Source organism: Pseudomonas sp. C32 (genome assembly GCF_030417915.1).
Lineage (GTDB): Bacteria > Pseudomonadota > Gammaproteobacteria > Pseudomonadales > Pseudomonadaceae > Aquipseudomonas.
In genome coordinates this window covers 34272-59385 of sequence record NZ_JAUHUK010000019.1, presented here as the reverse complement: position 1 = coordinate 59385, position 25114 = coordinate 34272, and the positions used below count along the sequence as shown (strand labels likewise).

Annotated in this window: 20 protein-coding genes and 2 pseudogenes; 13 read left to right on the top strand and 9 right to left on the bottom strand. The window is 57.9% G+C overall.

Annotated features, from left to right (window positions below; translation table 11 throughout):
- The first annotated feature begins 217 nt into the window (after positions 1-217).
- The gene (locus tag QYH43_RS20795; RefSeq protein ID WP_095058876.1) at positions 218-544 is read left to right on the top strand and encodes a DUF2025 family protein; all 327 of its coding nucleotides are present in this window, start codon (positions 218-220) and stop codon (positions 542-544) included.
- A 180-nt stretch (positions 545-724) separates the two neighbouring features.
- Here the strand turns inward: QYH43_RS20795 and QYH43_RS20790 are convergent, their stop codons facing one another.
- The gene (locus QYH43_RS20790; protein ID WP_095152036.1) at positions 725-1333 is read right to left on the bottom strand and encodes a TetR/AcrR family transcriptional regulator; all 609 of its coding nucleotides are present in this window, start codon (positions 1331-1333) and stop codon (positions 725-727) included.
- 214 nt (positions 1334-1547) lie between these two features.
- Here QYH43_RS20790 and QYH43_RS20785 point away from each other — a divergent pair, with 214 nt between their 5' ends.
- Positions 1548-2606, top strand: a complete 1059-nt coding sequence (locus QYH43_RS20785) for an MBL fold metallo-hydrolase (RefSeq protein WP_095152037.1) — start codon at positions 1548-1550, stop codon at positions 2604-2606.
- A 46-nt stretch (positions 2607-2652) separates the two neighbouring features.
- Here QYH43_RS20785 and QYH43_RS20780 read toward each other — a convergent pair whose 3' ends face one another.
- Both QYH43_RS20780 and QYH43_RS20775 read right to left on the bottom strand, forming a co-directional pair.
- Positions 2653-2970 carry a hypothetical protein gene (locus tag QYH43_RS20780; protein ID WP_095152038.1) on the bottom strand — a complete coding sequence of 106 codons (318 nt, stop codon included), beginning with the start codon at positions 2968-2970 and terminating at the stop codon, positions 2653-2655.
- Between the two features lie 120 nt (positions 2971-3090).
- Positions 3091-4053, bottom strand: coding sequence for a hypothetical protein (locus QYH43_RS20775; RefSeq protein ID WP_301157985.1), 963 nt, complete (start codon positions 4051-4053; stop codon positions 3091-3093).
- A 126-nt stretch (positions 4054-4179) separates the two neighbouring features.
- Between QYH43_RS20775 and QYH43_RS20770 the strand changes: the two genes are divergently transcribed.
- From QYH43_RS20770 to QYH43_RS20760, 3 genes are all read left to right on the top strand, one after another.
- The gene (locus QYH43_RS20770; protein WP_095152040.1) at positions 4180-5958 is read left to right on the top strand and encodes a SulP family inorganic anion transporter; all 1779 of its coding nucleotides are present in this window, start codon (positions 4180-4182) and stop codon (positions 5956-5958) included.
- 137 nt (positions 5959-6095) lie between these two features.
- Positions 6096-6341, top strand: coding sequence for a type II toxin-antitoxin system Phd/YefM family antitoxin (locus tag QYH43_RS20765; RefSeq protein WP_095058868.1), 246 nt, complete (start codon positions 6096-6098; stop codon positions 6339-6341).
- Positions 6342-6352: 11 nt separating this feature from the next.
- Entirely contained in the window at positions 6353-6724 is a 372-nt protein-coding gene (locus QYH43_RS20760; RefSeq protein WP_256580349.1) for a type II toxin-antitoxin system VapC family toxin, read from the top strand.
- A 117-nt stretch (positions 6725-6841) separates the two neighbouring features.
- Here QYH43_RS20760 and QYH43_RS20755 read toward each other — a convergent pair.
- The 5 genes and pseudogenes from QYH43_RS20755 to QYH43_RS20735 all read right to left on the bottom strand — a co-directional run.
- Positions 6842-7114 (bottom strand): annotated as a pseudogene (locus QYH43_RS20755) (HNH endonuclease); the annotation flags it as partial.
- 279 nt (positions 7115-7393) lie between these two features.
- Positions 7394-8641 (bottom strand): ribonucleotide-diphosphate reductase subunit beta, encoded by a 1248-nt coding sequence (locus QYH43_RS20750; protein ID WP_095152042.1) that lies wholly within the window; start codon positions 8639-8641, stop codon positions 7394-7396.
- Between the two features lie 526 nt (positions 8642-9167).
- Positions 9168-9443 (bottom strand): hypothetical protein, encoded by a 276-nt coding sequence (locus QYH43_RS20745; RefSeq protein ID WP_056725862.1) that lies wholly within the window; start codon positions 9441-9443, stop codon positions 9168-9170.
- A gap of 190 nt (positions 9444-9633) precedes the next feature.
- A complete protein-coding gene (locus tag QYH43_RS20740; RefSeq protein ID WP_053156077.1) occupies positions 9634-9897 on the bottom strand; it encodes a DUF2790 domain-containing protein in 264 nt (87 codons plus the stop codon).
- Positions 9898-10130: 233 nt separating this feature from the next.
- Positions 10131-10208, bottom strand: a pseudogene (locus QYH43_RS20735) (outer membrane lipoprotein carrier protein LolA); the annotation flags it as partial.
- A 164-nt stretch (positions 10209-10372) separates the two neighbouring features.
- On the opposite strand from QYH43_RS20735, the gene acs reads away from it, so the two are divergent.
- The 7 genes from acs (at position 10373) to argR (ending at position 18378) form a co-directional block, all read left to right on the top strand.
- Positions 10373-12328 carry an acetate--CoA ligase gene (gene acs / locus QYH43_RS20730; protein ID WP_095058859.1) on the top strand — a complete coding sequence of 652 codons (1956 nt, stop codon included), beginning with the start codon at positions 10373-10375 and terminating at the stop codon, positions 12326-12328.
- 639 nt (positions 12329-12967) lie between these two features.
- On the top strand, positions 12968-13741 hold the full coding sequence (locus tag QYH43_RS20725) for an ABC transporter substrate-binding protein (RefSeq protein WP_095058858.1): 774 nt from the start codon (positions 12968-12970) through the stop codon (positions 13739-13741).
- Positions 13742-13832: 91 nt separating this feature from the next.
- Positions 13833-14522, top strand: a complete 690-nt coding sequence (locus QYH43_RS20720; protein ID WP_046819608.1) for an ABC transporter permease — start codon at positions 13833-13835, stop codon at positions 14520-14522.
- Complete coding sequence (locus QYH43_RS20715; protein WP_095058857.1) at positions 14519-15217, top strand: ABC transporter permease; 699 nt, start codon at positions 14519-14521, stop codon at positions 15215-15217. Before QYH43_RS20720 ends, QYH43_RS20715 begins: the two co-directional genes overlap by 4 nt.
- 1 nt (position 15218) lies before the next feature.
- The gene (locus tag QYH43_RS20710; protein ID WP_095152043.1) at positions 15219-16331 is read left to right on the top strand and encodes a M14 family metallopeptidase; all 1113 of its coding nucleotides are present in this window, start codon (positions 15219-15221) and stop codon (positions 16329-16331) included.
- A 27-nt stretch (positions 16332-16358) separates the two neighbouring features.
- Entirely contained in the window at positions 16359-17123 is a 765-nt protein-coding gene (locus QYH43_RS20705; RefSeq protein ID WP_053156092.1) for an ABC transporter ATP-binding protein, read from the top strand.
- Between the two features lie 274 nt (positions 17124-17397).
- Entirely contained in the window at positions 17398-18378 is a 981-nt protein-coding gene (gene argR / locus QYH43_RS20700) for a transcriptional regulator ArgR (protein WP_301157984.1), read from the top strand.
- Positions 18379-18384: 6 nt separating this feature from the next.
- Here argR and QYH43_RS20695 read toward each other — a convergent pair whose 3' ends face one another.
- Positions 18385-23745, bottom strand: coding sequence for a DUF6543 domain-containing protein (locus QYH43_RS20695; RefSeq protein ID WP_367316907.1), 5361 nt, complete (start codon positions 23743-23745; stop codon positions 18385-18387).
- On the opposite strand from QYH43_RS20695, the gene QYH43_RS20690 reads away from it, so the two are divergent.
- The gene (locus QYH43_RS20690; protein ID WP_095058853.1) at positions 23719-24939 is read left to right on the top strand and encodes an aspartate aminotransferase family protein; all 1221 of its coding nucleotides are present in this window, start codon (positions 23719-23721) and stop codon (positions 24937-24939) included. The genes QYH43_RS20695 and QYH43_RS20690 overlap by 27 nt on opposite strands.
- Positions 24940-25114 lie beyond the last annotated feature (175 nt).

Sequence of the window (25114 nt, the reverse complement as noted above, 5' to 3'; positions counted from 1 at the left end):
GTCGAGATCCTTTCGCGATGATTTTCAAAGACGTCCCTTTTAACAACTGAGTGTTGCGGGCGCTATCGCGAGACTGACATAAACGTGCTTAAAGCTGATTTTCGTCAGCGCTTTTGTGCGCTTGTTTGCAGTACGCTTGTGCGCAACGTCCCCGGCAGAGGGACATCGCCATGCCTGCTCTGCGTGTAAACCAACGATCACCCCTGTGAGGTTTACCATGCGCATCACTTCCCAGCTCATCTGCCAGGCTGCCGACGAACTCAAAGGTTTCGTCGGCCTCAACCGCAAGACCGGCCATTACATCGTGCGCTTCAGCGAAGATTCGTTCGGCATGGACGTGGCGGATGACGGCATCATCCCCACCAGCGAATTTGTCTGGGCTGCCGGCCCGTCGCAGTCGATGACCCTCAAACGCGATTTGATTCAACTGCTGCTGGACCAGAACATCGATGACCGGATCAACATCACCGAACCTTTACGCGTGTACATGAATCGTCGGGATGTGCCGGAGATTTCAGCGGTGCGGAGTTTGGTGCGGGGCTGAGGTTTTGTGGTAATTGGACGGGCCTCATCGCTAGCAGGCTAGCTCCCACACTGGATCTGTGGCGCTCATATATCCCCTGTGGAAGCTAGCCTGCTAGCGATGGCGGCCCGCTCTGAAATACATTGCAACGGTAAACTTGAGAGTCACGGCCGCTTTATTCAGCTGCGAACTTGTCATTTATCACTGCTGGTAACAGGCCAGAAACATATCCAGCGCCGACTCCACCACCGTGCTTTGCATCTCAGCCGACAAGCTGGGCATTCCCATGGAAATCTGTGGCCAGAATGCAAAGGATTTGAGCAGCCCCTGAACTTGCTGCGCAGCAAATTCGGGGGCAATCGCTTTCAAGCGCCCATCGGCTTGGGCGGCGCGAATCCATACGGTCAGGCCTTCTTCCCGCTCGCCCATGCGCGCCACCATGTTCTGGGCACGTTCAGGGGAATGGATCGTCGCCGCAATCGCTACCCGTGCCAGATCGAGAAAGTTGTCGTCGCTCAACATCTGCAGCTTTTCCATCAGCCGTTGGCGTAACTGGTCGCGCAGTGGCACGTCCGGGCGGTAGGACGTCTCCTGTTTTGCTGTCACCCGTATCCATAACTGATTGAGGATTTCGGCAAACAACTCTTCCTTGCTGGGGAAGTGGTTGTACACCGTGCGCTTCGACACGCCGGCCGTGGCAGCAATCTTGTCCATGCTGGTGGTTTCGAAACCGTTGTCGCGGAACTCGGCAATCGCCGCCTGAATGATGGCTTCGCGTTTTCGGTCAGTGAGGCGCTGTGGAGCTGTCATAAATACGCTTCGGCAGGAGGAACATGAAAATTACACTCGGAAGTTTACTTGGCATCGGCTTTGATGCAACCTTGAAACTACACTGGGCAGTGTAATGTTTTGTTAATCCAGCCCAGCAAAAATAGAGTGTTCGGCTGATGCGTGCGTGCTTTGGCCATTTATCGTCCCAAACGGAAAATCGTGTTGCGTGCGGTTTTTCTGGAGTCATTCAGTCATGGCCAATTCAACGTCCCCGGCGGAAAACGCCTCCCCACCAGAAGCCTCCCGACAGGCTCAAGGGCAATACCAAAACCACACGCCGATTCGGCGTTTGAGTTTCGGCAAAACCATGAGCATCCTGTGGAACGCCATTTTCAACAAACCGCGCAACACTCGCCCGAGCGCGCCGGTGCCGGTACAACCCCTGACTCAAGCGGCACTGATCGCTGCGCCAAACCACAGCGTCTACCGACTCGGCCATTCCACGGTATTGCTCAAGCTGCGCGACAAGTTCTGGATCACCGACCCGGTCTTCGCTGAGCGCGCCTCACCGATTCAATGGGCCGGCCCCAAGCGTTTCCACCAGCCGCCCATCAGCCTGGAAGACTTACCACCGATCGAAGCGGTGATCCTGTCCCACGACCACTACGATCACCTGGATCATGCGGCCGTGTTGAAACTGGCGGACAAGACCCAACACTTCCTGACACCGCTGGGCGTGGGCGACACCTTGATCAAATGGGGCATCGACGCCAGCAAAGTCCGTCAATTCGATTGGTGGCAAGGCACAGAAATCGATGGCATCCAATTCATCGCCACGCCGTCACAACACTTTTCCGGCCGTGGCCTGTTCGATGGCAACAGCACCCTCTGGGCGTCGTGGGTAATGATCGACGACGACACGCGTATTTTCTTCAGCGGCGACAGCGGCTACTTCGATGGCTTCAAACGCATCGGTGAACAGTACGGCCCGTTCGACCTGACCCTGATGGAAACCGGCGCCTACAACGTCGACTGGCCGCACGTGCACATGCAACCCGAACAAACCCTGCAAGCCCACCTCGACCTCAAGGGCCGCTGGCTGTTTCCGATCCACAACGGCACGTTCGACCTGTCGACCCACGCCTGGTACGAACCCTTCGACCGCATCCTGGCTTTGGCCTGGGAACGCAACGTATCAATCACCACACCGCAGATGGGCGAGGCGTTCAACCTGATGCATCCAAAGCGTGGTGAGGCTTGGTGGTTAGCGATGGAAGAGGAGAGTGAACGGGTGGTGGTGCAGAACACGTGAGGTACTGCATCGGGCCGCTTGCTGTTTAGCGGCCCGCGCAACGCGCTCATTCCACCATCGCAAAATCCGCCCGCCCAACCGGGTTCGGCGTAGACCCTCTCACATTCATCCCGCGCCCCGGTGCAAACCCCGGGAAGAACACCAACCCCTCCGATTCAAACCGATAGGCCAGCGTCAACCGCGTGACATCCAGCACGTCCTGACGCGCCTCGAAACGCTCAATCGCATCCGCCGAAACCCCGGACTCCCGCGACAACGTTTCCACGCTCCAGCCCAGCATCGCTCGGGCCTGGGCGCAGTGGGCCGGGGTGAATTGGAAGAGGGCGATACGTTCCAGGGTGATTTTCATCGCTTGAGAGGCCATGGTGTTCTCCGGGCTCGAGAGTGTTGATTCAAAATATACTGTGTTTTTGTACAGTTGTTTTGAGCCCGAATCAAATGCAATTTTTGATTTGTCTTTTCAGCCAGACAAACGGCACGGCGCTTATTTGTCCGCCAACCCCTGCGCCTCCCGCACGATAAAGTGATCCAGATTCTCGATATTGGCGCTGAACACCCCGAACGTCTGCTCGGGGTTTTTCTTGCTCGGCACCTGCTTCAACTCCGGTGTTACCCCATAGAAAAAGCAATACAACGCCTGCCCGCTCTCGATCGCGTGCTTGATCTCCTCGAGGAACGCCTTGCGCTTGCGGTAGGTGTCGATCAGCTTCTTGCTCAGGTAAACATTGACCGAATAGGGCTTCTTCTCGAACCAGACCTTCTTCTCGAAATCGATGCGAAAGCTTTGGGTGTAGTCCTTGATCTGCTTGATCTTGCCCCAGTAAATCAGGCCCTTGTTGTCTTGCAGATACTCGATTTTCTTGAAGAACGAGGCATAGGGCGCTGTGTGCTCACCAATCTTCAGCGGCATGCGCTTGAGCAGTTCCTTGTCTTCGAAATTCGACACGAAGCATTCCACCGGGTGGGCGAAGACGCTGGTCTTGTCGGGGGCTGAGTCGCGGCTTGGCTGATCGGCGTTGCTGATCGCCGAAGGAACCACTGGCTTATCCCGTTGAGCTTCTGCACCTTCCACCGGACTGGACGGCTTACGTACATATTCACGCCGAGTCAGTAACAATTCCGACGGGAAATGTTCCTCGCGACTGTCATCCGTTTCCGCCTCCACACCCGACGCCGGCGCCTTCAGGCTGACATAAGGACAGCCCTCGACATGCCGCGTACTCGGCAGGTTCTTGAAGTGTGGCGTGCGCACGTAATTCACATTCTTGGCGTTGAACGTCCCCAACGTATTCGCCGCATCGAAGGCTGAGCGACAGGTATCATTGGGGCACTGGAAGTGTTCCTTGGCCGAGTCGAACGCCACCGTTTCGTCAAAATTCAGATCACGTACGTCATAGATCGACAGCTTGTCGTTGAGGCTGAGGCAGTAGGCGAGGTCGAGTTTCATGGTGGGGTTCTTTGTCCTTTAAGTGATCAGATATATGGCGCGCTCCGGGCAATAGCTACACTCAGGTCATTTCGCCGCCGCTGTGCACGGTTGCGGCATCACACACTGATTATTAAGGGCGAAACCATGAGCCAGACAGATGATTCGCCTCCACTCCCGGAACCGGGCCGGATAGCCCGCAGGGATGAACAGACCGGTTGGCGCCGTTGGCTGCCGGGGCTGATCATGCTGCGCGAATACCAATTGAGTTGGTTGCGTTACGACATCGTGGCCGGTCTGGTGCTGACCACGATGCTGGTGCCCGTCGGCATCGCCTATGCGGTAGCCTCGGGCGTGCCCGGCATTTATGGCCTGTACGCGACCATCGTTCCGCTGCTGGCCTACGCCTTGTTCGGCCCCAGCCGCATTCTGGTGATGGGGCCGGATTCCTCCCTCGTTGCGGTCATCCTGGCGGTCATCATTCCACTCTCCGGGGGCGACCCGCAGCGCGCCGTTGCCTTGGCGGGCATGATGGCGCTGGTCTCGGGAGCGGTGTGCATCCTGGCCGGTCTGGCGCGTCTGGGATTCATCACCGAGCTGCTCTCCAAACCGATCCGCTATGGCTACATGAACGGCATCGCGCTGACCGTATTGATCAGCCAAATGCCGAAAATGTTCGGTTTCTCGATTGAGTCCGACGGCCCATTGAGAAACATCTGGGCCATCGTGACAGCGGTGATGGACGGAAAAACCAACTGGACCACCTTTATTGTGGGCGCGCTCACCCTCGCGGTCATCCTGCTACTCAAACGCTGGCCGCGACTACCGGGCATCCTGATCGCCGTCGTTGGCGCCACCATCGCCGTGGGCGTCCTCGACCTGGCGACGCGCGCCGGTGTGTCGGTTCTCGGCTCACTTCCGCAAGGCTTGCCCGGGTTCGCCATCCCCTGGATCACCCGCGCCGACATCGTCCCGGTGTTGATCGGCGGTTGCGCCGTCGCCCTCGTCTCGTTCGCCGACACCAGCGTGCTCTCCCGCGTTTATGCGGCGCGGACCCGCACCTACGTCAACCCGAATCAGGAAATGGTGGGCCTCGGCGTCGCGAACCTCGCCGCCGGTTTGTTCCAGGGCTTCCCCATCAGCAGCAGCTCGTCCCGAACCCCCGTGGCCGAAGCCGCTGGCGCCAAAACCCAACTGACCGGCGTGGTCGGCGCACTGGCGGTTGCCTTGCTGTTGGTGGTCGCCCCGGACCTGCTGCAACATCTACCGTCCAGCGCACTGGCCGCCGTGGTGATCGCCTCGGCCATCGGCCTGATCGAGATCAGCGACCTGCGCCGGATCTACCGCATTCAGCGCTGGGAATGCTGGCTGTCGATCGTCTGCACCGTCGGCGTGGCCGTGTTCGGCGCCATCGAAGGCATCGGCCTGGCCATCGTGATCGCGATCATCGAATTCCTCTGGGACGCCTGGCGCCCGTACTCCGCCGTACTGGGCCGCGCCGATGGCGTAAAGGGCTACCACGACATCAAACGCTACCCCGACGCCCGCCGAATCCCCGGCCTGGTCCTGTTCCGCTGGGACGCCCCACTGTTTTTCGCCAACGCCGAACAATTCAACGACCGAGTCCTGGACGCCGTCGCCGCATCCCCCACACCCGTACGCTGGCTGGTAGTCGCCGCCGAACCGGTCACCAGCGTCGACGTCACCTCCGCCGACATGCTGGCTGAGCTGGACGACACGTTGCATGCGGCGGGTATTGAGTTGTGTATTGCCGAAATGAAAGACCCGGTGAAGGACAAGCTGAAGCGGTTCGGGTTGTTTGCACGGTTGGGGGAGACGGCGTTTTTTCCTACGATTGGGACGGCGGTGGATAGTTATGTGGCGAATTATGGGGTGGGTTATGAGGAGGGGGAGGAGGGGCGTTGAGGGATGGTTGTCTGGAGACCTACGAAATCACTTGTACCACTTTTGAAAGGCCATTTTTGACAGACGGTCATCTCGTTACCTTGCCTATCGAAAATCGCCAGCTTAGGCTAGCTTAGCTAATCTTTTGGAGGTGTCCTATGAATGAAGTGGTGCAGGTAAATATGCACGAGGCCAAGTCCCAGCTTTCGCAACTCGCCGAACGTGTATGGCGTGGTGACAAAGTGGTAATTGCCAAGGCAGGTAAACCTTATCTGGATCTTCTTCCTCATGTCGAAACGCCTCGGGCGCGCAAGCCTGGGCGTTTGAAAGGGAAAATCCGGATGTCAGCTGATTTCGACAAAACCCCTGAGGACATCATTGATGGATTCGAGGGCAGCCTATGAGGCGCTTGCTGTTGGATACCCATGCGTTTCTTTGGTGGTTGTCCGATGACCCAGCACTGGGTGCAGAAGCTCGACAGATTATGAGTGAGCCGCGTAATCAGGTACTGGTAAGCGCCGCTTCGATCTGGGAGATATCGATCAAACAGGCTAAAGGAATGCTGGAGGCTCCAGCGGATCTTGAAGTGCTCGTTGAGGACGAAGGTTTTACCAAACTGCCGATTTCGCTGTTTCATGGACAGCAGGCGGGCAAGTTACCAGAGATTCATCGCGACCCGTTTGATCGGATGTTGATTGCCCAAGCCCAGGCGGAAGGGCTGGAGCTGGTCACAGCGGACGGGATTATTCCGCAGTATGGGGTTCGGGTGGTTTCGGCAAAGTTGTGAGGGCACTGAGGTTTTTCAAACCCACCGCTACCCCCTGTAGGAGCGAGCCTGCTAGCGATGGCGCCAGCCTTGGCTCCAACGATCTCAACGAACGGAGTTACGCCTAGCAACAGACTGCTATTTCTCACGTTCCAGCCGTTTCACCTTCTCATACAAAAACACGGTGAACGCATCTTTATCACCCGAATGATGACAGCGACGATGACAGTTCGGGCACAGCGCAACGGCATTGCTCGTCCGATCAGAACCTTTATGCGCCAAATGCTTAACGTGGTGAACCTCAAGAAACGGCGAGCCGTCCTTTTCAAACGGTGCGGGCTGATCACAGCCTTCACAGATGCCTTTGGCATTCTGTCGAATCCAGGCTCTGACTTCAGGGTCGCGGATGTAAGTGATGCTGCAAACGGTGTCCTGTCTTTCATGGGGCTCGTTCACTGAGTAATTGGCTAGCTTTCTACGTTGGGCGTTTCTTAGGCACCTGCAGTAGAGCTTAGGGCCGTTTGGAATGGCTCTCAATACAGAACGTGCTGAAATACATGTAGGAGATTTAGTTACTACTGAAATGGCGAGTAAGAGCTTTCCTACTCCACAAAAAAGCCCCGATCAGATCGGGGCTTTTCGGTTTTCGATTCGTCGACTCAAGTCGTCAAATCTCGGCATGCTCGGGAATCAATCCCAGCTAAGCGCACCACCAGTCTGATACTCAATCACTCGCGTCTCAAAGAAATTCTTCTCTTTCTTCAAGTCCATGATCTCACTCATCCAAGGGAACGGGTTAGTCGTCCCAGGATACTCTTCTTTAAGACCAATCTGCGACAAACGCCGGTTAGCGATGAACTTGAGGTAGTCCTCCATCATCGCCGCGTTCATGCCCAGCACGCCGCGAGGCATGGTGTCGCGGGCGTATTCGATTTCCAGTTGAGTGCCCTGCAGGATCATCTGCGAAGCTTCTTCCTTCATTTCGGCATCCCACAGGTGTGGGTTTTCGATTTTGATCTGGTTGATCACGTCGATGCCGAAGTTCAGGTGCATGGATTCGTCGCGCAGGATGTATTGGAACTGCTCGGCGACGCCGGTCATTTTGTTGCGGCGGCCCATGGAGAGGATCTGGGTGAAGCCGCAGTAGAAGAAGATGCCTTCCAGAACGCAGTAGTAGGCGATCAGGTTGCGCAGCAGTTCTTTGTCGGTTTCGACGGTGCCGGTTTCGAACTTCGGATCGGAGATCGAGCGGGTGTATTTCAGGCCCCAGGTGGCTTTTTTCGCGACCGATGGGATCTCGTGGTACATGTTGAAGATTTCGCCTTCATCCATGGCCAACGATTCGATGCAGTACTGGTAGGCGTGGGTGTGGATCGCCTCTTCGAAGGCCTGGCGCAGGATGTACTGGCGGCATTCCGGGTTGGTGATCAGGCGGTACACGGCCAGGACCAGGTTGTTGGCAACCAGGGAGTCGGCGGTGGAGAAGAAGCCGAGGTTGCGCATCACGATGCGGCGCTCGTCGTCGGTCAGGCCTTCCGGGTTTTTCCAGAGGGCGATGTCGGCGGTCATGTTGACTTCTTGCGGCATCCAGTGGTTTGCGCAACCGTCCAGGTACTTCTGCCAGGCCCAGTCGTACTTGAAGGGCACGAGTTGGTTGAGGTCGGCGCGGCAGTTGATCATGCGCTTTTCGTCAACGGCGACACGGGCGGAGGCGCCTTCGAGTTCGGCCAGACCTTCGGCGACGTCGAGGGAATCCAGTGCAGCTTTGGCGCGGGCAACGGCGGCGGAGTCAGACGCGGTTACGGCGCGGGCTTCCAGGGCGGCGGCACCGCCGGCGCTGTCGAGACGGTCCATGTTGGCTTCGGTGGCGTGGCCAGCGTTAGTGCCCTTGATTGCTACTTCCGTGTCTTCTTTGTCGAATTCGTCCCAGCTCAGCATGACGTGTCGTCTCCTGCGTGAGGGCCAGTGTGCCCGTGTGAAAATGGATGGTTGGTTTTTCACACGGCCGTACTGGCCGCGTTGGATCTAAAGGAATCGTTTTTTGCGGCAGCTATACGCAGGCATCAAACAGAATTTTGTACGGGGTTCCGAGAGCCTCTGATGGGCGCAGCAAGCGTTGATCGCTTGTGCGGGGCTTCAGACTGGCTATTCATCCCTGTAAGGGGATATTGCAGGCCCGTTTAAGGCCGCATTATAGGGAAGTTTTGCCGGCTGTGGTGCGGCGAAATGGCTCACAAAACGGTTGACGAGGACGGTTTTTCGATCGGAGTGAGGGTTTACAGGGCTTTGCACGAGGTTGGTGGGGGAAGATTTTTTTTCTTAATTTTTTGCCGCGGATAATTTTTGTTCAAGAAATAACCAAAAAAGGCATTTTTCACTACATCTTGTGTTTCGGTGGGGTTTTCTCAGGCTCCAGACACAACTAAGCCCGACCGAAGTCGGGCTGTGAAGTCACGCCGGCGGATCAGCTCAGGCGAGCGGCACCGACGTGATCAGCGCCATCGGCGGCGAGGCGGGCGGCGCCGGTGTGGTCAGAGCCGTCGGAGGCGAGTTTGCCTGCACCGACGTGATCAGCACCATCGGCAGCGAGGCGGGCGGCGCCGGTATGGTCAGAACCGTCGGAAGCGACAGCCGCTTCAGTGGTGTAAGCAGCCGAGCCGGTGCGGTCGTATCCATCGGCAGCGAAGGTGTTGGCAGCCAGGACGGAGAGGGTCAGGGCGAGGATCAGTTGGGTTTTCATGGTCGTTGCTCCAGTTTCGTAAGCGTTGTTTGTGTTGGGTTGCAGTTGATACTACGCCGACTAATTCGATTAAAAAGCGCAAATAAATGCTTAAAGCAATCGATAAAATCGATCGTTAAGGTTCGACACTGCATCTGTCTGATCGCGGCAGGTGGGTCGAACCTTTTGGAGGGAGGGGTGAAGCGGGAGATCAGCCGTTGGAGCAACCGTTGCCCATCATGCTGTAACGCAGGATATGCCGTTGGCCTTGGGAGTCTTCGTATTCCATTTTCATCGGGACCACTTCACACACATTTGGCGCTTCGCTCATGGAGATCACTTTGGCGATATCCAGGTGGGTGGAGTAGGTGTATTCCTCTATGGCCGGTTGTTGCTGCGCGACATCAGTCGGGACCTCGTTGGCCATGGCGGTTGCGCACAGACTGCTGAGGGCCAGAACTAATAAAGCTTTCATTTCGGATTTACCTTTTGGAGGTCGAAAGGGAGCACGCAATCTTTTTGGGATTGCGTGTGGAGCTTCGGTATCAGGGGTTTTGATTAACTGCCTTCGTGGGGGCTGCAACTGGGTTAATCAGGTTGCCTTGTTGGCGAGGTGGATTTTAGGTGGGCGCGACTCGTCCATATAGCCGTGGTTTTGATAAACACTTTTGACAGATCCTGTAACAATCCCTGAATAGCCTCTTCTTTTGTAGGAGCGAGCTTGCTCGCGATGAGCCAGAGAGCACCGTGGGGTTTCAGATTGGGCGCGTTATCGTTGACGACCATCGCGAGCAGGCTCGCTCCTGCAGGTACCGCGGTGTTAGAGGGTTTGAGGGCTTATCAGGGCAATTTGTAGGGACTTGTTACTACCATCGTCGAATGGTTCTATAGGGCCGGCCCGGCTACAACTGGGGCCATACAAAAACAACTATTCCACCGAGGTAAGAAAGATGAGTGCGGCTTCCCTGTATCCCGTTCGTCCCGAGGTTCTGGCTAACACGCTGACCGACGAGGCGACCTACAAGGCGATGTACCAGCAGTCGGTCGTCAACCCCGACGGCTTCTGGCGCGAGCAAGCCAAGCGCCTCGACTGGATCAAGCCTTTCACCACGGTGAAACAGACGTCTTTCGACGATCACCATGTCGACATCAAATGGTTCGCCGACGGCACGCTGAACGTTTCTTACAACTGCCTCGACCGTCATCTGGCCGAGCGCGGCGATCAAGTGGCAATCATCTGGGAGGGCGATGACCCTGCCGAAAGCCGCAACATCACCTACCGCGAACTGCACGAACAAGTGTGCAAATTCGCCAACGCCCTGCGTGGTCAGGACGTGCACCGCGGCGACGTGGTGACTATCTATATGCCGATGATCCCCGAAGCCGTGGTCGCCATGCTGGCCTGTACCCGGATCGGCGCGATTCACTCGGTGGTGTTCGGTGGGTTCTCGCCGGAAGCCCTGGCCGGTCGCATCATCGACTGCAAATCCAAAGTGGTGATCACCGCTGACGAAGGCATTCGTGCTGGCAAGAAGATCCCGCTCAAGGCCAACGTCGACGACGCGCTGACCAACCCGGAAACCAGCAGCATCCAGAAAGTCATTGTGTGCCAGCGCACCGGTGGCGAGATCAAGTGGAACCAGCATCGCGATATCTGGTTTGAAGACCTGATGAAAGTGGCGGGCACCGTGTGTGCGCCGAAAGAGATGGGCGCCGAAGAAGCGCTGTTCATCCTTTATACCTCGGGCTCGACCGGCAAGCCGAAGGGCGTGCAGCACACCACTGGCGGCTACTTGCTGTACGCCGCCATGACCCACGAGCGCGTGTTCGACTACCGTCCGGGTGAGGTCTACTGGTGCACCGCCGACGTCGGCTGGGTCACCGGCCACAGTTACATCGTCTACGGCCCGCTGGCCAACGGCGCGACCACGTTGCTGTTCGAAGGCGTGCCGAACTATCCGGACATCACCCGGGTGGCGAAGATCGTCGACAAGCACAAGGTCAACATCCTCTACACCGCACCGACCGCGATCCGCGCAATGATGGCTTCGGGCCAAGCCGCTGTGGAAGGCGCCGATGGCAGCAGCCTGCGTCTGTTGGGTTCGGTCGGCGAGCCGATCAACCCGGAAGCGTGGGATTGGTACTACAAGAATGTCGGCAAGTCCCGTTGCCCGATCGTCGATACCTGGTGGCAGACCGAAACCGGCGGCAACATGATGAGCCCGCTGCCGGGCGCTCATGCGCTCAAGCCGGGTTCTGCGGCGCGTCCGTTCTTCGGCGTGGTGCCGGCCCTGGTGGACAATCTGGGCAACATCATCGAGGGCGAGGCCGAGGGCAACCTGGTGATTCTCGATTCGTGGCCAGGCCAGGCGCGGACGCTGTTTGGCGACCACGACCGCTTCGTTGATACCTACTTCAAGACTTTCCGTGGCATGTACTTCACCGGTGACGGCGCCCGTCGCGATGCCGATGGTTACTACTGGATCACCGGTCGCGTGGACGACGTGCTCAACGTGTCCGGCCACCGCATGGGCACCGCCGAGATCGAAAGCGCGATGGTCGCCCACCCGAAAGTCGCCGAAGCGGCTGTGGTCGGTGTGCCGCACGACATCAAGGGGCAGGGCATTTATGTCTACGTCACCCTCAAGAATGGCGAAGAGCCGAACGAGCAACTGCGCCTGGAACTGAAAAACTGGGTGCGCAAAGAGATCGGTCCGATTGCTTCGCCGGATGTGATCCAGTGGGCGCCGGGGCTGCCGAAGACGCGTTCGGGCAAGATCATGCGCCGGATTCTGCGCAAGATCGCGACGGCTGAGTACGATGGGTTGGGCGACATTTCCACCCTGGCCGATCCGAGCGTGGTGCAGCATTTGATTGATACGCACAAGACGATGAATGTGGCGTAAGCGCTGATTCTGAGTCACTGAAAGCCCCGTCAGGTGTTGAGCCTGGCGGGGCTTTTTGTTTTTGAAGATCAAAAGATCGCAGCCTTCGGCAGCTCCTACATGAGTCGCGTTCCACTGTAGGAGCTGCCGAAGGCTGCGATCTTTGGAATTTCAACCAATAATTATCGGCTTCCTCTGAAGGAGGTTTCCTACTGTTACCTGAGATCTTTCAGGTTACTGAATGTGTAACCGCATCGCGCCAAGACGGGGCATTGGGAAACGCTGGGGCTCAAATCCGGGCCAAAAATACACCTCAAAAAAATAAGCCATTACACTGCGCTTGCCGGATTAGAAGGGTTTGCCAATAATAGGCCCGCAATTTGCTACATAGATCGGTTCAATGTCTTTTGCTCTTGCATGATTTTGCAGGGCTGTCAACGCGCTCAAACGGCTTTCTCGGTGCTTCTGTAATTAGTTGTCGCATTGAAGAAATATCGGCTTACGGCCTGTCGTTAGAATGCCGATCACTCGCTCGTCGTTGCCCGTGTTGAATTTCAACGCTCGCTTCCTAGGACGCAGCAACGCTTTCCGGTTCACTCATTCGCATATTGGGCTCCTGCTCACTCTGCCGTTTTAGCCCTTTACCGATGGAGTCCCAAGATGAAGAAACTCGTGCTGCTTGGCGCCCTGGCACTGTCCGTGCTGTCCCTGCCAACCTTTGCCGATGAAAAGCCTCTGAAAATCGGTATCGAAGCGGCTTACCCTCCGTTCGCGTCCAAAGCGCCGGACGGCAGCATCGTCGGTTTCGACTACGACATCGGCAACGCGCTGTGTGAAGAGATGAAGGTCAAGTGCGTATGGGTCGAGCAAGAGTTCGACGGTCTGATCCCGGCACTCAAAGTGCGCAAGATCGACGCGGTCCTGTCGTCCATGTCGATCACTGAAGATCGCAAGAAGTCCGTGGACTTCACCAACAAGTACTACAACACCCCGGCGCGTCTGGTCATGAAGGCCGGCACCCAGGTCAGCGATGGCCTGACCGAGCTCAAGGGCAAGAACATCGGCGTGCAGCGCGGTTCGATCCACGAGCGTTTCGCCCGCGAAGTCCTGGCCCCGCTGGGTGCCGAGATCAAGCCATACGGTTCGCAGAACGAAATTTACCTCGACGTGGCTGCCGGCCGTCTCGACGGCACCGTGGCAGACGCTACGCTTTTGGATGACGGCTTCCTGAAGACCGACGCCGGTAAAGGCTTCGCGTTCGTCGGCCCGGCATTCACCGACGTCAAATACTTCGGCGACGGCGTAGGTATCGCAGTTCGCAAGGGTGACGCGCTGAAAGACAAGATCAACACCGCGATCGCGGCCATTCGCGAGAACGGCAAATACAAGCAAATCCAGGACAAGTACTTCGCCTTCGATATCTACGGCAAGTAACACGTCCAAGCGACAAGTCCGAAATGGCGCAAGCAACAGGATCTCTGAGGTTTGCGCCATTTTTTCATCCCAACTTTCGAGGACCTGAATCATGTTGAAAGGCTACGGGGCTGTCATCCTCGATGGCGCTTGGCTGACGCTTCAGCTCGCCTTGTCGTCCATGGTCCTGGCCATTGTTCTGGGCCTGATCGGCGTGGCACTGCGTCTTTCGCCAGTGCGTTGGCTGGCGTGGCTGGGCGATCTGTACTCCACGGTGATCCGCGGTATTCCCGACCTGGTGCTGATCCTGCTGATTTTCTACGGTGGTCAGGACCTGCTCAACCGTGTCGCACCGCTGCTCGGTTTCGACGAGTACATCGACCTGAATCCATTGGCCGCCGGTATCGGCACCCTGGGTTTCATCTTCGGTGCGTACCTGTCGGAAACCTTCCGTGGCGCGTTCATGGCGATCCCCAAAGGTCAGGCTGAGGCGGGCATGGCGTACGGCATGAGCAGTTTTCAGGTGTTCTTCCGGGTGTTGGTGCCGCAGATGATTCGTCTGGCGATTCCGGGCTTCACCAACAACTGGCTGGTACTGACCAAGGCCACCGCGCTGATTTCGGTGGTGGGCCTGCAAGACATGATGTTCAAGGCCAAGCAGGCGGCGGATGCTACCCGCGAACCTTTCACCTTCTTCCTCGCAGTGGCGGCGATGTACCTGGTGATCACCAGCGTCTCGTTGTTGGCATTGCGTCACCTTGAGAAGCGCTACTCGGTAGGCGTAAGGGCGGCTGATCTATGATCTTCGACTACAACGTCATTTGGGAGTCGTTGCCGCTGTACCTCGGCGGTCTGCTGACTACCCTCAAATTGCTCGGGCTGTCGTTGTTTTTCGGCCTGCTGTGCGCGTTGCCCCTGGGCTTGATGCGCGTTTCGAAAAACGCCGTCGTCAACATTTCGGCCTGGCTCTACACCTACGTGATTCGCGGCACGCCGATGCTGGTGCAGTTGTTCCTGATTTACTACGGTCTGGCGCAATTCGAAGCGGTGCGTGAAAGCTTCCTCTGGCCGTGGCTGTCCAGCGCCACGTTCTGTGCGTGTCTGGCGTTCGCGATCAATACCAGCGCCTACACCGCCGAGATCATCGCCGGCAGCCTGCGGGCCACGCCGAATGGCGAGATTGAAGCGGCGAAAGCCATGGGCATGTCGCGCTTCAAATTGTACAAGCGCATTTTGCTGCCGTCGGCCCTGCGCCGGGCGCTGCCGCAGTACAGCAACGAAGTGATCATGATGCTGCAGACCACCAGTCTGGCGTCCATCGTGACCCTGATCGACATCACCGGCGCGGCGCGTACGGTCAACGCGCAATACTACTTGCCGTTCGAGGCGTACATCACCGCGGGCGTTTTCTACCTGTGCCTGACCTTTATTCTGGTGAAGCTGTTCAAGCTGGCCGAGCGTCGTTGGCTGGGCTACCTGGCTCCGCGGAAGCACTGATATGGAACGCATCGATCATGCTTTGCCGTGGAGCCACCTGGGCAGCGAGCGCCAGATTTCGGTGTTCCGTTTCGGCAGTGGTGAGCGCAAGGCTTACATCCAGGCCAGCCTCCACGCCGATGAACTGCCGGGCATGCGCACGGCGTTCGAGCTGAAAAAGCGCCTGACCGAACTTGAAGCCCAAGGCTTGCTCAACGGTGTGATCGAACTGGTGCCGGTGGCGAACCCGCTGGGCCTCAGTCAATTGCTTCAGGGTAATCATCAAGGGCGTTTCGAGGCGGGCAGCGGTAAGAACTTCAACCGTGATTTCGTCGAGCTGAGCGGGCCGATTGCCGCGCAGCTTGATGGACATCTGGGCGATGACCCGCACGCCAATGTTCGATTGATCCGCCAGGCCATGAGCGATCATCTGGCCGCGTTGCCACCGGCGAGCAGCCAGTTGCAGGGCATGCAGCGCGTGCTGCTCAGTCACGCCTGCACCGCTGATGTCGTGCTGGATCTGCATTGCGACGCCGAGGCGGCGCTGCACATGTATGCCTTGCCGCAGCATTGGCCGCAGTGGCGCTCGCTGGCCGCGCACCTGAACGTGCGGGTCGGTTTGCTGGCGGAAGATTCTGGCGGCAGTTCGTTTGACGAAGCCTGTTCGCTGCCGTGGTTGCGTCTGTCGCGTCTGTTCCCCGATGCACAGATTCCACTGGCGTGCCTGGCGACTACCATTGAATTAGGCGGTCAGGCCGATACCGGTCGTGCCGAGGCCCAAGCGTACGCCGAGGGCATTCTGGCGTTCCTTGCCGAGCAAGGCCTGATCAGCGGCGAATGGCCAAAACCTGCGCAAGACCCTTGCGAAGGCCTGCCGTTCGAGGGCACTGAATTGCTGTTCGCGCCGCACCCCGGTGTGGTGAGTTTCCTGCGTAAACCCGGCGAATGGGTTGAGGCGGGTGACGAGATTTTTGAAGTGATCGATCCGCTGGCGGATCGGGTCAGCACGGTGTGTGCTGGTACGTCCGGGGTGCTGTTTGCCATTGAACGGCTGCGTTATGCCCAACCCGGTTTCTGGCTGGCCAAGGTGGCGGGGCGCGAAGCGCTGCGTCACGGGCGCTTGCTCAACGACTGACTGACTGTTTTTGTGAGAACCGACCGCATGTACAAACTTGAAGTCCAAGACCTGCATAAACGCTACGGCAGTCACGAAGTGCTCAAGGGCGTGTCCCTGAAAGCGGCGGCCGGCGATGTGATCAGCATCATCGGCTCCAGTGGCTCTGGCAAAAGTACTTTCCTGCGCTGCATCAACCTGCTGGAGCAGCCGCACGCGGGCAAGATCCTGCTCAACAACGAAGAGTTGAAGCTGGTGGCGAACAAGGACGGCGCGCTGAAGGCTGCCGACCCGAAACAGCTGCAACGCATGCGCTCGCGCCTGTCGATGGTGTTCCAGCATTTCAACCTGTGGTCGCACATGACCGCGCTGGAAAACATCATGGAAGCGCCGGTTCACGTGCTCGGCATATCGAAAGCTGAGGCGCGTGAGAAAGCCGAGCACTACCTGAACAAGGTCGGTGTGGCCCATCGCAAAGACGCGTACCCGGGCCATATGTCCGGTGGCGAACAACAGCGTGTGGCGATTGCCCGTGCGCTGGCGATGGAACCTGAAGTGATGCTGTTCGACGAACCGACCTCGGCCCTCGATCCGGAGCTGGTCGGCGACGTGCTGAAAGTCATGCAGGCCCTGGCTCAGGAAGGCCGGACCATGGTCGTGGTGACCCACGAAATGGGCTTCGCCCGTGAAGTGTCGAACCAATTGGTGTTCCTGCACAAAGGTATTGTCGAAGAAAGCGGCAACCCGCGTGAAGTGCTGGTGAACCCGCAGTCCGAGCGTTTGCAGCAATTCCTGTCCGGCAGCTTGAAATAATCAAGACTGCCGTTGTGCACCGGGATCGTGCATGCTTCGCAACTTAGAGGCCGGCCCCAATCCCCTGTAGGCGCTGTCGCTGGCTGCGATCTTTTGATCTTGATTGTTCAAATCAAAAGATCGCAGCCTCGTTTCACTCGACAGCTCCTACAGGGGGGGGGGCGAGCAGGTCAGGTCCCAGGTTTGATCGTTGCTGGTTTTAAGATTTGCGTTCATTTAGGGGCTAGCATTGGCCCATGCCTTCATCACTGTTTTTCGCTTCGGATAGCCCACAATGACTGCCCATCGAATTGGTTTCCTGATTTGGCCCAGCACTAAAGCACTGACGCTTGCGCTGGCTGAGGAGGCCTTGCGTGTTGCTCAGCGTGTGCATCCGGACGTGGTCTACGAACTGACGTTCTTGCAGGCCGAACCGTCGACCGAAGGCGCCTGGCAATTACCTGGTGAGGCGTGGACCGGCAAGCTCGAAAACTTCCAGAAACTGTTCCTGCTCGCCGACGAGCCACCGACGGCCATTACGCCGGCACTCAGCAGTGCGCTCAAGCAACTGGTGCGCGCCGGTTGCGTGACCGGTGGTCTGTCGGCCGGTGTGTATCCGTTGGCTCAGCTTGGTTTGCTCGACGGCTATCGCGCTGCCGTGCACTGGCGCTGGCAGGACGATTTCGCCGAGCGCTTCCCGAAAGTCATCGCCACCAGCCATCTGTTCGACTGGGACCGCGATCGCCTGACCGCGTGCGGCGGCATGTCGGTACTCGACTTGCTGCTGGCCGTGCTGGCCCGTGATCACGGCGCCGAGCTGGCCGGAGCCGTGTCCGAAGAGCTGGTGGTCGAGCGTATTCGTGAAGGCGGCGAGCGCCAGCGCATTCCACTGCAAAACCGCCTCGGTTCCAGCCACCCAAAACTCACCCAAGCGGTGTTGTTGATGGAAGCCAACATCGAAGAGCCGCTGACCACCGACGAAATCGCCCAGCACGTGTGCGTGTCCCGTCGGCAGCTGGAGCGCATTTTCAAGCAATACCTCAACCGCGTGCCGAGCCAGTACTACCTGGAACTGCGCCTGAACAAGGCCCGGCAGATGTTGATGCAAACCAGCAAGTCGATCATCCAGATCGGCCTGTCGTGTGGCTTCTCCTCGGGGCCGCATTTCTCCAGCGCTTACCGCAACTTCTTCGGCGCCACGCCGCGGGAAGATCGCAATCAGCGACGCAGCAGCAGCCCGTTCGAATTGTCGTCGGTGCCTTCCGAACGCGGTTAAGTTCGATCAGTCTTCGATGGCTGAGTCCTCGGAATCGGAAGCCTGCAGTTCTGCTCGCTCGATCACCTGTTGCAGCCCAAAGTCGACGGTGGTCCGATCAAAGTAGGCGAGCAGAATTTGCAGGCTTTCTTCGGATACCGGATTTCCTCTCAGAATGATGCTTTCCCCGATCTCCATGGGGAGTTCCAATAAGTCGTGGGGGATGTGGGTGATCGCATTTGCGCTTAAGTCCGCCAAATCCAACTGCCTGAGCTGCAACAAACCTGCGGGTAATTCGGTGATGCCTGTGTTGCTCAACATGAGTGTCGCTATGTTTGGCATCTGACTGAGGTCGGGCGATTGTCCCAGCGGGTTATTGCTCAGATTCAAGTAATCGAGTTTCTCCATTTGGGCCAGTTGAAGGGCGGATTGCGGCGTGAGTGTGACGTTGCAATGCTCAAGCGCCAGAACCGACAGGTCCTCCATTCTAAACACCGCGTCAGGAATGCTGCCCAGTCGGAAGTCATGGATGGCCAGGCTTTTCAGGCGAGGGAAACTCTCGATGAAACGCCCGGCGCCTGAAGTCAGGCCGCCGTTGCTCTGTAGATGTAAAAGGCTCACATGGCTGAAGTCGGCGTTCAGGGTTGGCAGATCGCCGGTGATGGTCATCGATAGCACCAGTTCATAACCGGGTTGAAGATCCTCATCGTATTCATACGGAACGGTGGTCCGCCGCCAGCAACGTTCCACGAGATTCTTGAATTCATCCCGGGTCCATTGTTCCAGCGTCAGTTGCTGATCAGTGAATGGAGCACCGGTCATTGGGTGGATCGGTGGGATGTCAGCCGTCCAGGTTGCAAGATTATTGGTCAGGCTTTCGAGCTCGTTTTCCAGGCGCGTCAATTCTGCTTTGCCTTCAATCAGGGTGCCGGGCAAGCGATAGATGAATTGGCTGGCTTGCTCTTGATCGAGCAGGGGATAGAGTCGTTGCGCTCGTTGGATATCCGCTTGCTCGGCATAGATGCCGAGGTCGTGATTCGTGCTGGCGTAATGTTGTTTTATGCGCTCGCGATCAGCTTGGTTAATCGGGTTTTCTCCCAAATCGATTCCCGCCTGAACGTCCTCCGGCAAGAGGAACAAATCCCTTGGCAGCTCTCGTATCTGGTTGCCATTGAGCAAGGTGGTTCGCAGCTTCGGTCGGGACCACAACCCGCTCGGGAACGCTGAGATACCTGTTTCAGACAGATCTATATAGTTCAGGTCCGGCATATTGCCGAGATCAGGGATTAGGCCGAGCGGGTTTTTGTACAGATCCAGGATCTTGAGCTTTTGAAATGACGACAGTGTTGTGTGGCTTTCGGGCGTCAGGGTGATACCGCAATCGCTGAGGATCAACTCGTCGATGTCGGTACACCGGGCGATGGCCTCCGGGAAACTGTCGAGCCTGAAATCGCGCAGCGCCAAGCGTCGCAATCCGGGAAAGTGGCTCAGAAAATCATTCATGCCGCTGGAGGCAGGATGCCCCTCGAATGCGAGTCGACTCACATTGGAAAATGAGTGATTCAACTGTGGAAGGTGCCCTGCAATGGGCGACGAATACAGCTCCATGGGTGTTTGGTCAGCAATCGAAAAAGTCATTTCTCGGCGCCAGCAGTTCTGTAACTCGCCCGCCAGATTTATCCGGTTGCGTCGTTGAATCGCTAATTGTTCGGGGCTGTATCGGCGTAAGGTCTGCGGCGCAAACCGCGGTACGTCGGCGATCCAGCTTTGCAGGTCTTCGAACAATTGTGTGTGTTCGGCATACAACCGGGTCAGTTCTGCGCGCGGCCCGTTGGGGTGCCGCTGCAATTGCTCGACAAAACGTTCCAATTGCTCCGGCGACAGATGCGGAAATAGCGCATGGGTTCGGACCTGAAGGGTCGATGCGGCGGGTGGGGTGCGAAGGTAACCGTCCGTTCCGCCCAGCAGGCGCATGACGGCCGGATCGTAAGCAGGCTTTGAGGTCGGGTTTTGTACCAGTATGGAACGCAGGTCCTGGCGGTGGATGGCATGCTGGCGTATCGATTGATGCAGCTTTGTCTGGTCGCTGATTTGCAGGTTCATGCCGCGACGTTCACTGTCTGGCAGGGCCTGCAGCAAGCAACGATAAAAAGAACCTGTGCCGCCGAGCTCAAGGCCCGTTTGGTCGAAGGCTTGAAACGATCCCTCTTCATCCAGCACAAGGACTTTCTGTTCCGGGGCCTCGGCACCTCCGATGCTGTCGAACACAGGACCTTCGTGGGAATACTGGCGAATCTCCACGCGCACGCGTCCGGACCAGCCGGGCAGGCTTTCCAGCGTATGCAGGGCAAGGCGGTGGGTGTCAGGGTTTTCGGCGGTGGATATCAGATCAAGGCCTTCGTAGGCGCGTGAAATCCGCACTTGTAGCCGAGCTTCTTGCGTCAGGTCTGCAAGACGTTGGGAGAGCGTGCCGCGTTGCAGTTGTTGCAGCTCCTTTTCGCTGGTGGTGTCGAGTATGGCTTCAGCCAAGACCTTCGGCAGTCCCGGTTCAGCATCGATAATGGTTTGTGCCAGTGGACGATTGGCGCGTTCGAGTTGGCGGTAGCGTTCGCCGAACAGTGTGGTTCTTTTGCGCTCGGCAATACCCGCCAATGTTTGGCGCAGTTTGCGTGCGCGACTGTCCATGCTTGAAGGTGGCTCGCCGAAGGCTTCCCCCAATATCGCTTTGATTTCCCCTTCATCGAGTGTCAGCAGCAACGTCTTGATTACGTCTCCGTCGTGTCCAGTGATATCAATGGTCACGGCTTGACCCTTGGCGTCGGGCTGGCTCCAGAGGACCTGCCCATCGCCATCAATCAATTGCAGCACTTTGTGATCTGGCCAGCCGCGAGTTTCGTATAGCAGTTCGAACTGCGTAACGGGGTCGGCCTTGAGATAGTCGTGTGCATGCTCGCTGCCGATGCGCTCGATGAACGTTTGAATGTCCTGTTCTATCTTGAAGCGCTTGAGGGTGTCGGACAGCAACGGTGGAAGTTGCTCGTTATGGACGTGCATTTTGCGCAGCACATTTTCGTGACAGCCGCTGACGGTGAGCATGCGTTCGCGCTCGCTTGGGGAAAACTCCTCCATCTGCGGACCGATGCGTTGGAGCAGCGTGGCTTGATCCCAGCTCAACGGTTGATCCAGTTCGGTCTGCCAGGCGCCCTCGTCATTGTGTTTTAACGCAGGCTTGTAAGCGTCGGCTCGCGAAGGATGGTCAATTCGATACTGGCCTGTCCGCGCGTCTTTGCTGACCGCGTAGCGATTGTTTTCCAGTGCCAGCAGGGTTTTGCCTTCATGCGGGTAAAGTCCGAGCGCATCCGGTTTGAGGTCCTTGGGCAGTACGACGGGGTGTTCGTAGGGTCTCAGATCGGGCTGCCAGTAGCGGGTTGGCCCACGAGGCGTTTTCACTGCATTCAAGCGGTCGATGAATTGCACAATCTCCTTGGGCAAAATTGCCCGAAACTCACTCGCCGCGATCACTCCACCCACTGCAAAGCCGCCCAGTAGCAGGGCGGATTCAACCACACCCATGAGGTGCTCCAAAGCTTCGGTTGCCTTGCCTTCGGCCCAGTCGATCACGCCTTCGAAGGTTTCGTCGAGTAACTGGTAAGCCATGTAGGCGAGCATCAACTCGCCGAGGAACGGCACGAAGGGCAGGGCGATAAAAGCCGCAATGTTCAGCAGCGTCGATGCTATTTCGGCGAAGGAATCCCACAGCGCCCAACGGGCTCGCTGATCGACCGTCGCGGTGGGGACTGCAATCACTCGCGCATCATTCAGGATCTTGTTCAGTTTGCTCTGATAGAGATGGGGCAGCAGTTCGCCCTTGATCGGCATGCAGGCGATGCGTAGTTCGGGGCGCTGGTTGGGTGATTCTCGCCATGTCGGTCTTGAATCTCCCGGTTGAATCGGTTGCCAGGTAATGGGCGCGAGCTGGTTGTTCAATTGAGCGAAAAAGTGACCGCGATCCTCATGGTCGATAAATCGACTGAAAAACTGCTGATAGTCAGGTTTTCGCAAGCGCCGCCCCAGCTCCTCGGCGAATGCTGCCGACGAGGCGTACTCTTTTATCGGGTGCTCGGGGTCGTCGGGAATGTAGGCGACCACCCTGACCGCTTCCCGCGCCGCTTCCAGGTCCGGGGCGAACAGCACGATGCCGGTCAGGCGGGCGTTCATGATCGTCAGGTCGTGATAGCCCCACGGCTGACCGCGCAAGCGTAGATAGGGCAGGTTGTCGAGCAGGCCGAGGATCAGGCGATGGACGTCGGCGCTCAGCAGTTTTTGCATCTGCGCCATTTGCAAGGCAGCGGTCATTGCCGCTTTCTGACTTTCACTGACGTTGGTTCGAAGGGTCGCTGCAACCAGCGGATTGCTGATCCCCAGATTATCGTGCAGATAGGATTTGTAGCGCTCGCCGATGTCCAGTTCCCGGCACAGACCGGTGAACGCGGTAATGGGCATTTTTTCCAGGATGTTCGGCAGGACATTGAATAGCCCGTCGGCAGAAGGCGTTGTGATGTAGGTTGAGGCGGGCTCGAAGGCGTCGGTTTCGGTTTCCGAACTTTCGAAGTTATGCAGCGCCGCGTCCAGCAATGACACGCTCCACGTACGTGCAGCCCCGGACTTCAGCCGCAGCCAGGGAATATGGGCTGGAATGTAAAGGCGTAGAAAGGTGTTGCGAACGTCCAGGTCCAGCCCGAAACGTGTCTTGAGTTCAGCCTTGAGCAATGGTGCTGCGAAGTCAGCGGGATTTTTCAACTGCGCCAGGACCTGATCGACTCGATTCTGGCTGACGGTGTGGCGAGCGATCAGTTTGCCCAGTTCTGCGTGATGATGCGCCGGCGCGTCTTTGAGCGTCGCGGGCATGATCGGTTTGATGTTACCCAGCGCTTCACGCCGTTGGGCGGACGAATGGCGGAGCCAGGCCGGAATGCCGTCGATCAGTGGCTGATAATGGATGTCCGGCCGCAAAGCATCGGATGCAACTATGTCGGTAGGTTCGGTGTTCATGGCGAAGGGTGTTCGTCGGCTATTGAAAGCCCTAGAAAAACCCGGCAAGGAGGGCGACGTGCGGTACATAGTTACCGCACTCGGCAATTCGGCATGCGATACAACTGAGCAAGCCTGCCGCAAACGTCCTCCGCCAGTTAAACTGCGCCTTTGCGACCCTATATGTCGCATTGCCGTAAACCCGGGAAAATCCGGGGTTTGCGCTATAAGAAGTTGTCGCTTGGCGGCAAGGCCGGGCTGAAAACTGTCCTTACAATCCTCACCAAGCTCGCCAGTTTCAGGCGAGTGTTTTCTCTTCAGGAGACTCCGATGTCCGTTGAGCACGCTGCGGTACAACGCGCCGATTTCGATCAGGTAATGGTTCCCAACTATGCGCCTGCCGCATTCATTCCTGTGCGTGGCGCCGGTTCCCGCGTTTGGGACCAGTCTGGCCGCGAGCTGATCGACTTCGCCGGCGGGATTGCCGTCAACGTATTGGGCCACGCGCACCCGGCGCTGGTCGGTGCCTTGACCGAGCAGGCGAACAAGCTGTGGCACGTGTCCAACGTGTTCACCAATGAGCCGGCCCTGCGCCTGGCCCATAAGCTGATCGACGCCACGTTTGCCGACCGCGCCTTCTTCTGCAACTCCGGCGCCGAAGCTAACGAGGCCGCCTTCAAGCTGGCCCGTCGTGTCGCGTTCGACCGTTTCGGCAGCGAGAAGTACGAGATCATCGCCGCGCTCAACAGCTTCCACGGCCGCACCCTGTTCACCGTGAACGTCGGTGGCCAGTCGAAGTACTCCGACGGCTTCGGTCCGAAAATCACCGGTATCACCCACGTGCCGTACAACGATCTGGCCGCGCTGAAAGCCGCCATTTCCGACAAGACGTGCGCTGTGGTGCTGGAACCGATCCAGGGCGAAAGCGGTGTGATCCCGGCTGAACTCGAATACCTGCAAGGCGCTCGCGAGCTCTGCACCGCGAACAACGCGCTGCTGGTCTTCGACGAAGTGCAAACCGGCATGGGCCGTACCGGTCATCTGTTCGCCTACCAGCATTACGGGGTGATCCCGGACATCCTGACCAGCGCCAAGAGCCTGGGCGGAGGTTTCCCGATCGCGGCGATGCTGACCACCGAAGACCTGGCCAAGCACCTGGTCGTCGGCACCCACGGCACCACTTACGGCGGCAACCCGCTGGCGTGTGCTGTCGCCGAAGCCGTGATCGATGTGATCAACACCCCTGAAGTGCTGGCCGGCGTCAACGCCAAGCACGACAAGTTCAAGGCGCGCCTTGAGCAGATCGGCGAGAAGTACGGCCTGTTCACCAAGGTTCGCGGTATGGGCCTGCTGATCGGTTGCGTGCTGAGCGATGCCTGGAAAGGCAAGGCCAAGGACATCTTCAACGCCGCTGAGCAAGAAGGCCTGATGGTTCTGCAAGCCGGCCCGGACGTGGTGCGTTTCGCCCCGAGCCTGGTGGTGGAAGATGCCGATATCGACGCCGGTCTGGACCGCTTCGAGCGTGCTGCTGCAAAACTGACACAAGCCTGATAGACCCTTCGACGCCTGAGCTTTCAGGTGTCGAACCCAATTTTGATGCCGGATCCGCTCTGACTCACCACACCTGTAGGAGCCGGCTTGCTGGCGATGAGGCCCTCAAGCCTTGCGGCGATCAACCTGCCGCCATCGCCAGCAAGCCGGCTCCTACAAAGGGTGTTTCAAGTTG

Bases quoted from the DNA above. Each gene is read 5' to 3' on its own strand.
- QYH43_RS20705 (WP_053156092.1), top strand. From the start codon at position 16,359: ATGTACAAACTTGAAGTCCAAGACCTGCATAAACGCTACGGCAGTCAC.
- QYH43_RS20745 (WP_056725862.1), bottom strand. From the start codon at position 9,443: ATGAAAACCCAACTGATCCTCGCCCTGACCCTCTCCGTCCTGGCTGCC.
- QYH43_RS20740 (WP_053156077.1), bottom strand. From the start codon at position 9,897: ATGAAAGCTTTATTAGTTCTGGCCCTCAGCAGTCTGTGCGCAACCGCC.
- QYH43_RS20750 (WP_095152042.1), bottom strand. From the start codon at position 8,641: ATGCTGAGCTGGGACGAATTCGACAAAGAAGACACGGAAGTAGCAATC.
- QYH43_RS20770 (WP_095152040.1), top strand. From the start codon at position 4,180: ATGAGCCAGACAGATGATTCGCCTCCACTCCCGGAACCGGGCCGGATA.
- QYH43_RS20720 (WP_046819608.1), top strand. From the start codon at position 13,833: ATGTTGAAAGGCTACGGGGCTGTCATCCTCGATGGCGCTTGGCTGACG.
- acs (WP_095058859.1), top strand. From the start codon at position 10,373: ATGAGTGCGGCTTCCCTGTATCCCGTTCGTCCCGAGGTTCTGGCTAAC.
- QYH43_RS20725 (WP_095058858.1), top strand. From the start codon at position 12,968: ATGAAGAAACTCGTGCTGCTTGGCGCCCTGGCACTGTCCGTGCTGTCC.
- QYH43_RS20765 (WP_095058868.1), top strand. From the start codon at position 6,096: ATGAATGAAGTGGTGCAGGTAAATATGCACGAGGCCAAGTCCCAGCTT.
- QYH43_RS20775 (WP_301157985.1), bottom strand. From the start codon at position 4,053: ATGAAACTCGACCTCGCCTACTGCCTCAGCCTCAACGACAAGCTGTCG.
- QYH43_RS20795 (WP_095058876.1), top strand. From the start codon at position 218: ATGCGCATCACTTCCCAGCTCATCTGCCAGGCTGCCGACGAACTCAAA.
- QYH43_RS20690 (WP_095058853.1), top strand. From the start codon at position 23,719: ATGTCCGTTGAGCACGCTGCGGTACAACGCGCCGATTTCGATCAGGTA.
- argR (WP_301157984.1), top strand. From the start codon at position 17,398: ATGACTGCCCATCGAATTGGTTTCCTGATTTGGCCCAGCACTAAAGCA.
- QYH43_RS20710 (WP_095152043.1), top strand. From the start codon at position 15,219: ATGGAACGCATCGATCATGCTTTGCCGTGGAGCCACCTGGGCAGCGAG.
- QYH43_RS20785 (WP_095152037.1), top strand. From the start codon at position 1,548: ATGGCCAATTCAACGTCCCCGGCGGAAAACGCCTCCCCACCAGAAGCC.
- QYH43_RS20790 (WP_095152036.1), bottom strand. From the start codon at position 1,333: ATGACAGCTCCACAGCGCCTCACTGACCGAAAACGCGAAGCCATCATT.
- QYH43_RS20780 (WP_095152038.1), bottom strand. From the start codon at position 2,970: ATGGCCTCTCAAGCGATGAAAATCACCCTGGAACGTATCGCCCTCTTC.
- QYH43_RS20715 (WP_095058857.1), top strand. From the start codon at position 14,519: ATGATCTTCGACTACAACGTCATTTGGGAGTCGTTGCCGCTGTACCTC.